6 protein-coding genes are annotated in these 7,845 nt (G+C 67.5%); 4 read left to right on the forward strand and 2 right to left on the reverse strand.

Features of this window, described 5'->3' with window-relative positions:
- Window positions 1–56 precede the first annotated feature (56 nt).
- Window positions 57–2,927: a valine--tRNA ligase gene (locus QTI17_RS34185; protein ID WP_286538582.1), complete on the reverse strand. Its 2,871-nt coding sequence runs from the start codon at window positions 2,925–2,927 to the stop codon at window positions 57–59.
- Between the two features lie 85 nt (window positions 2,928–3,012).
- Complete coding sequence (locus tag QTI17_RS34190; RefSeq protein ID WP_286538584.1) at window positions 3,013–3,990, reverse strand: MBL fold metallo-hydrolase; 978 nt, start codon at window positions 3,988–3,990, stop codon at window positions 3,013–3,015.
- 87 nt (window positions 3,991–4,077) lie between these two features.
- On the opposite strand from QTI17_RS34190, the gene yaaA reads away from it, so the two are divergent.
- From yaaA to queF, 4 genes are read left to right on the forward strand one after another with little or no spacing between them, the layout of a single operon-like run.
- A complete protein-coding gene (gene yaaA, locus QTI17_RS34195; protein WP_286538585.1) occupies window positions 4,078–4,887 on the forward strand; it encodes a peroxide stress protein YaaA in 810 nt (269 codons plus the stop codon).
- Entirely contained in the window at window positions 4,884–5,744 is an 861-nt protein-coding gene (locus tag QTI17_RS34200; RefSeq protein WP_286538586.1) for a 2OG-Fe(II) oxygenase, read from the forward strand. Before yaaA ends, QTI17_RS34200 begins: the two co-directional genes overlap by 4 nt.
- Before the next feature lie 10 nt (window positions 5,745–5,754).
- Window positions 5,755–6,648, forward strand: a complete 894-nt coding sequence (locus QTI17_RS34205) for an alpha/beta fold hydrolase (protein ID WP_286538587.1) — start codon at window positions 5,755–5,757, stop codon at window positions 6,646–6,648.
- Window positions 6,645–7,502, forward strand: a complete 858-nt coding sequence (gene queF, locus QTI17_RS34210; RefSeq protein ID WP_286538589.1) for an NADPH-dependent 7-cyano-7-deazaguanine reductase QueF — start codon at window positions 6,645–6,647, stop codon at window positions 7,500–7,502. The genes QTI17_RS34205 and queF overlap by 4 nt, the downstream gene beginning before the upstream one ends.
- Window positions 7,503–7,845: the final 343 nt, after the last annotated feature.

The following is a 7,845-nucleotide window of genomic DNA, read 5'->3' on the forward strand; positions in this document are numbered from 1 at the left end:
GAGGGCACCCGGAGGTACCGACCCCAATACTAAAGGCCTCGGCTGCAGCCAGTCTGTCAGCCGAGGCGGACAAGCTGGTCGCGCAGCCGTTCGAGCGTGGCACTGAAGTCCGTCAGCCGCTTGCGCTCCTGGTCGATCACCGCGGGAGGCGCCTTGGCGACGAAGGCTTCGTTGCCGAGTTTGGCATTGACCTTGGCGATCTCGCCCTCGATTCGCGCAAGCTCCTTGCCGATGCGGACCTTTTCCGCGGCCTTGTCGATTTCCATGTGCAGGCAGATGCGCACGTCCCCGACCACCGCCACCGGGGCCGCCTCGGCGGCGGCCGACCAGGCCGCGGCGTCGTCGAACACCTTGACTTCCTTGAGCTTGGCCAGCGCCTGCAGCACCGGTGCCGCATCGCGCAGGAAGGCGCTGCTCGCGGCATCGTCGGCCACGGCGTAGAGCGGCATTCGCGTGGCGGGCGAGACGTTCATCTCGCCGCGCAGCGTGCGGCAGGCATCGACCAGCGACTTGAGCCGGGCCACGTGGGCCTCGGCGGCTTCGTCGATCTTCTCGGGCTGGCTCTTCGGGTAGGCGGCGATCATCACGGACTCGCCCTCGCGGCCGGCCACCGGCGCGACCTTCTGCCACAGCGCTTCGGTGATGAAGGGGATCACCGGATGCGCCAGCCGCAGCAGGGCCTCGAGCGTGCGGATCAGCGTGCGCCGCGTGGCGCGCTGCTGCGCCGCGTCGCCTTGCTGGATCTGCACCTTGGCGATTTCCAGGTACCAGTCGCAGAACTCGTCCCAGGCGAACTGGTAGATCGCATTGGCCACGTTGTCGAGCCGGTACTCCTCGAAGCCCTTGGCCACCTCGGCCTCGACGCGCTGCAGCTTCGAGCTGATCCAGCGGTCGGCCTGGCTGAACTGGAGGTAGCCGTGGGCCGGACCGCCGACCGCGCATTCTTCCTTGGTGTGCTCGCGCAGGCCGCAGTCCTGGCCCTCGCAGTTCATCAGCACGAAGCGGGTCGCGTTCCAGAGCTTGTTGCAGAAGTTGCGATAGCCCTCGCAGCGCTTGGCGTCGAAATTGATGCTGCGGCCCAGCGAGGCCAGCGAGGCGAAGGTGAAGCGCAGCGCGTCGGCGCCGAAGGCCGGGATGCCGTCCGGGAATTCTTTCTGCGTGTTCTTGCGCACCGCGGGCGCGGTCTCGGGCTTGCGCAGGCCCTGGGTGCGCTTGTCGAGCAGTTCGGGCAGTGCGATGCCGTCGATCAGGTCGACCGGGTCGAGCACGTTGCCTTCGGACTTGCTCATCTTCTTGCCGTGCGAATCGCGCACCAGGCCGTGGATGTAGACGTGCCTGAAAGGCACCTTGCCCGTGAAGTGCTTGGTCATCATGATCATCCGGGCGACCCAGAAGAAGATGATGTCGTAGCCCGTGACCAGCACGGTGGATGGCAGGTAGAGGTCGAGTTCCGGCGTCTTCTCGGGCCAGCCCAGCGACGAGAACGGAATCAGCGCCGACGAATACCAGGTGTCGAGCACGTCCTCGTCGCGCGTGAGCGTCTTGCCGGGTGCCTGGGCCTGCGCCTCTTCTTCGCTGCGCGCCACGTAGACCTTGCCCTCGGCGTCGTACCAGGCCGGGATCTGGTGACCCCACCAGAGCTGGCGCGAGATGGTCCAGTCCTGGATGTTCTCCATCCAGTGGTTGTAGGTGTTGACCCAGTTCTCGGGCACGAAGCTGACTTCGCCCGAACTCACGGCTTCGATCGCCTTCTGCGCGATCGACTGGCCGCTGGCGTCGGGCTTGGTCATGGCGACGAACCACTGGTCGGTCAGCATCGGCTCGACCACCGCGCCGGTGCGGGCGCAGCGCGGCACCATCAGCTTGTGCTTCTTCGTCTCGACCAGCAGGCCCAGCGCCTCGAGATCGGCCACCACCGCCTTGCGCGCCACGAAGCGGTCGAGCCCGCGGTACTTTTCGGGCGCGTTGTCGTTGATGGTGGCGTCCAGCGTCAGCACGCAAATGCTTTCGAGCTTGTGCCGCTGGCCCACCGCGTAGTCGTTCGGGTCGTGCGCCGGCGTGACCTTGACGACACCGGTGCCGAACTCCTTGTCGACGTAGTCGTCGGCGATCACCGGGATCAGCCGGTCGGCCAGCGGCAGCCTGACGCGCTGGCCGATCAGGTGCTTGTAGCGCTCGTCCTCCGGGTGGACCATGACCGCGGTGTCGCCGAGCATGGTCTCGGGCCGGGTGGTCGCGACCGTGAGCGTGCCCGAACCGTCCTCGAGCGGATAGGCGATGTGCCACAGGAAGCCGTCTTCTTCCTCGCTCTCGACTTCGAGGTCGCTGACCGCCGTCTTGAGCACAGGGTCCCAGTTGACCAGCCGCTTGCCGCGGTAGATCAGGCCCTCTTCATAGAGCTGCACGAAGGTCTGGGTGACGACCTTCGACAGGTCGTCGTCCATGGTGAAGTATTCGCGGCTCCAGTCCACCGTGTCGCCCATGCGGCGCATCTGGTTGGTGATGGTGTTGCCGGACTGCTGCTTCCACTCCCAGACCCGGGCGACGAAGTTCTTGCGCCCGAGGTCGTGGCGGCTGAGCTTCTGCTCCTGCAGCTGGCGCTCGACCACGATCTGGGTCGCGATGCCCGCGTGGTCGGTGCCCGGCACCCACAGCGTGTTGGCGCCGGCCATGCGGTGGTAGCGCGCCAGGCTGTCCATGATGGTCTGGTTGAACGCGTGGCCCATGTGCAGCGTGCCGGTCACGTTCGGCGGCGGCAGCTGGATCGCGAACGAGGGCGCGCCATCCTTGGGCTTCTGCGTGCCGCGGTAGCCGGCGGCGGCATAGCCGCGGCGCTCCCATTCGGGACCCCAGTGCGCCTCGATGGCAACGGGTTCGAAGGATTTGGAAAGGCTCTCGAGGCCGGGTTGGGGCAGGGTGTCGCTCATGGCGTTTGCAAAGACGAGCGGCATCCCGCAGGATGCCGCTTGTGGGGGTGAAGGTCAGGGGATTTTATTCGACTGCGCGGGCGCGTCACTGGGGCGGCGCGTAGTTCACCGGCAACCAGACGTAGCCCGCCCCCTGGGCCCGCAGGCGGCCGATGCCCGGGAAGGCCAGGTGCGCCCCGGCCACGAGGTAGCCGTGGTGTGCCGCGTCGGCGAACGCCTTGCGCCGTTCCTTGGCCGCGGCCTTGGAGTCGGTGTCGAACTGGATCGTCACCGAAGGGTTCTCGAACTGCACGGCCGCCACGTGCATCAGATCACCCCAGAAGACGATCTTCTGGCCCTTGCTTTCTGCGATGAAGATGCTGTGGCCGGCCGTATGCCCGCGGGCCGCCTGGGCCCGGATGCCGGGGACCAGTTCGGTGTCGCCGTCGAAGGGCTTGAACTTGCCGGCCGCGATGTAGGGGTTGAGGGACGCCATCGCGCCCTTGAAGAAGTCCTTGGCGTCGGCCGGCGCCTGGTCCATGTTGGACTGGCTGAGCCAGTAGTCGGCATCGTGCCGGTCGGCGCGCACCGTGGCGTTCGGGAAGGCCGGCTTGTCGCCCGCCAGCAGGCCGCCGACGTGGTCGGGGTGCAGGTGGGTGATATAGACCTCGTCGACCTGCTCGGGCTGGTAGCCGGCGGCCTTGAGGTTCGCTACCAGCTTGCCCAGCGTGGGGCCGAAGAGGGCCGCGGCGCCAGTGTCCACCAGCACCAGCTTGCTGCCGGTATTGATCAGGTAGCCATTGACCGAGGTCTCCAGCGGGCTCTCCAGGTGGGAGCGGGCCAGGATCTTCTTCACCTGGGCGGGCGTGGTGCGGGTCAGCAACTGATCGACCGGCAGCGCGACCGTCCCGTCCGACAGGGCCGTGACCTGGAAATCGCCCACCATCAGCCGGTAGAAGCCCGGCGCCTGCTCCTTGGCGAGCGGCGCCGTGGCGTGGGCAGCGGGCGGATGCCAGAGCGCGGTACCGGCGCAGGCGGCGACCAGCACGAACGCACCGGTACGAAAGAGGCGGGCAAGCTTCATCTCGGGTCTCCAGCTGAATGGGGTGGGGATTGCAGGCGCACTCTATACCGGGTCGCGCCGGTTGGCCCGGCGATCGATAATTCGGCCATGCTGTTTCTGCTTTCCCCTGCCAAATCGCTCGACTACGACACCCCGGTCCCGGACGCCGTTCCCGCCACGCAGGCGCGTTTCGAGGGCCCGAGGAGCCCCGCGGCCGAGCTGATCCGGATCCTGCGCGAGAAATCCCCGCAGCAGATCGCCGAGCTCATGCACCTGTCGGACAAGCTGTCGGCGCTCAACGTGGCGCGCTACGCGGCCTGGGCGTCCAGGGGCAGCGCGAAGAACGCCAAGCAGGCCGCGCTGGCCTTCGACGGCGACGTCTACGGCGGGCTCGACGCCAAGTCCCTCGACGCCAGGCAGCTGGCCTGGGCCCAGGACCACGTCTGCATCCTGAGCGGACTCTACGGCGTGCTGCGCCCGCTCGACCTGCTGCAGCCCTACCGGCTGGAAATGGGCACCCAGCTCGCCAACCGCCATGGCAAGGATCTCTATGCCTTCTGGGGTCCGCGCATCGCGGAGCATCTCAACGAGCGGCTGGTGGCCGATCGCACGCCGGTGGTGATCAACCTGGCCTCCCAGGAGTACTTCAAGTCGGTCGACCGGCGCGTGCTCAAGGCCCGCGTGGTCGAGTGCATCTTCGAGGAATGGAAGGCCGGCACCGGCGCCAAGGCCGATCCGGGGCGCTACAAGATCATCAGCTTCTTCGCCAAGCGGGCACGCGGCCTGATGGCGCGCTGGGCGGTGCTGCACAAGGCGGCCACGCCCCAGGCGCTGGAGCGATTCGACCTCGAGGGCTATGCCTTCGACGCCACCGCGTCGAGGCCGGATCGGATGGTGTTCCGCCGGAGGCCGGCATGAGCACGGGCCAGGCGATCAGCCCCGAACTCCGCGAATGGATCGTGGCGCAGCTCGCGGCCGGCCATTCGGTGCCCAGCCTGCGTGCTGCGATGCGGACCTCCGGCTGGCAGGACGCCGCGATCGATCTCGCCCTGCAGGGCATCGAGAGGCAGGCCGCGGTCGTCCCGGTCGCCGAGCCCTTGCCGGCCGAGGCATCGACCGCCGGCCTGCCGGGCCCGGACCTGTCGAGTTCTCCGCTGTACATCGACGCCGGCGACCGCCGCGTGCAGGTGCTCCAGACCATGCGCCTTCCGCGCGTCATCGTGTTCGGGGACCTGCTGTCCGACGAGGAATGCGAGGGCCTGATCGCCGCCGCCCGCCTGCGCCTCGCGCGCTCGCTCACGGTCGAGACGCAGACCGGCGGTGAAGCCTTCAACGTCGATCGAACCAGCGACGGCATGTTCTTCGAGCGCGGCGAGAACGCCATCGTCGCCCGGCTCGAGCAGCGCATCGCGGCGCTGCTGAATTGGCCGATCGAGTTCGGTGAGGGGCTGCAGATCCTGCGCTACGCGCCGGGCGCCCAGTACCGCCCGCACTACGACTATTTCGATCCGGGCGAGCCCGGCACGCCGACCATCCTGCGCCGCGGCGGGCAGCGCGTGGCCACCCTGGTGATGTACTTGCAGGAACCCGGACAGGGCGGCGGCACGACCTTCCCCGACGTCGGCCTCGAGGTCGCGCCCAAGCGCGGCACCGGCGTCTTCTTCAGCTACGACAAGCCCGACCCCTCGACCCGGACCCTGCACGGCGGTGCGCCCGTGCTGTCCGGCGAAAAGTGGGTCGCGACCAAGTGGCTGCGCGAACGCGAATTCATCTGACGCAGGCACCATGAAGATCAAAGCCAACGGGATCGAGATCGAGGTCGAGGACAGCGGCGGGGAGGGGCGGCCGGTGGCGCTGCTGGTCATGGGGCTCGGCATGCAGCTGATCGGCTGGCCCGACGATTTCGTGCAGGCGCTGGTCGACGCCGGTTACCGGGTCGTGCGCCACGACAACCGCGACATCGGCCTGAGCCAGGGTTTCGACGAAGCCGGTGCCGGCAACCTGCTATGGCAGAGCGTGCGCCGCCGCATCGGGTTGCCGGTGCGCTCGGCCTACAGCCTGCAGGACATGGCCGATGATTCGCTGGGCGTGCTTGATGCACTGGGCATAGCACGCGCCCACGTGATCGGCGCCTCGATGGGCGGCATGATCGCCCAGCGCCTGGCGGCCAGCGCGCCGCAGCGCACCGCGAGCCTGGTCAGCATCATGAGTTCGAGCGGCGCCCGCCAGCTGCCGGGCCCGCGTCCCGACGTCGCTGCCGCCCTGCTGCGGCGTCCGCCGAGCCGCACCGAGGCGGCGCTGGTGGCACACAGCATGGGGATGGTGCGGCTTATCCAGAGCCCGGCCTACCCGCAGGACGACCAGGTGGTCGCCGAGCGCATCCGGCGCTACATGCACCGCGCCTACCGGCCAGCCGGCGTGGTGCGGCAGATGCTCGCGATCGTCGCCGACCGCGACCGCGCCGAATTGCTGCCGCGCATCGCCAGTCCGGCGCTGGTGCTGCACGGCGAGGCCGACACCCTGGTGCCGATCGCCTGTGGGCGGGATTCGGCGCAGCGCATACCCGGTGCCCGCTTCGTCTCGATCCCGGGCATGGGGCACGACCTGCCGCCGCCGGTGGTCGAACTTCTCATGCATCACATTCTTCCTTTTCTGGACAACGCCGAGAGCCGCTCATGAGCCTGGACAACACCCCGGAGCAGTCGCAGCTCGGCCGCGCATCCGCCTACGTCGACCAGTACGACGCCAGCCTGCTGTTTCCGATCCCGCGGGCGGCCCAGCGCGACGCGATGGGCATCGCCAGCGACAAGCTGCCCTTCTTCGGCGCCGACCTCTGGACCGCCTTCGAACTGAGCTGGCTCAACCCGCGCGGCAAGCCGCAGCTGGCGATCGCGCATTTCACGATTCCCTGCGAAACGCCCAACATCATCGAGAGCAAGTCCTTCAAGCTCTACCTGAACAGCTTCAACAGTACCGTGTTCGCGGATGCCCAGGCGGTGCGGGATCGCCTGCGGACCGACCTCGGCGAAGCCGTGTGGCGCGGCAGCGATCGCACGGCGGGCATCGGCGTCAGGCTGCTGGCGCCCGATGCCTTCGACCTGGAGCCGGTGCATGAACTCGACGGCCTCGACCTCGACCGCCTGGACATCGAGTGCTCGCACTACCAGCCGGCGCCCGAACTGCTGTCCGCCGACCTGACCCAGCCCCCTGTGACCGAGACCCTGACCAGCCGGCTGCTCAAGAGCAACTGCCTGGTGACCGGCCAGCCGGATTGGGGCAGCGTGCAGATCCGCTACAACGGCCCGCCCATCGACCAGGCCGGACTGCTCGCTTATATAGTGAGCTTCCGCAACCACAACGAATTCCACGAGCCCTGCGCCGAGCGCATCTTCACGGACATCTGGAAGCGCTGCCAGCCCACCCAGCTGGCTGTCTATGCGCGCTACACGCGGCGCGGCGGCCTGGACATCAATCCCTTCCGCACCAGCTGGCCGCAGGCGCTGCCTGCCAACATACGGACGGCCCGGCAGTAGGTCTGCGAAAAGTTTGGGGAGGCAAGGGGAAACCCTCGAAACCGTGCCATAATCGATGGCTCTGCTGAGGCGACTCGGTGGTTGAGCCTCCCTCGGGAAGCATCACCACCCCGAAACGATCGGTAGAGAAAAAAGGCCCTTCGGTCTTGATCTGGTTCTAAAAACTGTGTCATAATCGAAGGCTCCGCTGAAAACGACGGCGACGAAGCAGCTTCTGGGTTGCGAGTTGATTGAAGTGACTGGCGGGAGAGAAAAAGCCTCTCGAGGTTGACGAAGTCGAAAAAACTGTGTCATAATCGAAGGCTCCGCAGAAAACGCGAACTGCAGCGGCTTCCCAGTGAAG

The sequence above is a fragment of the Variovorax sp. J31P179 genome (assembly GCF_030316985.1).
GTDB lineage: Bacteria > Pseudomonadota > Gammaproteobacteria > Burkholderiales > Burkholderiaceae_C > Variovorax > Variovorax ginsengisoli_B.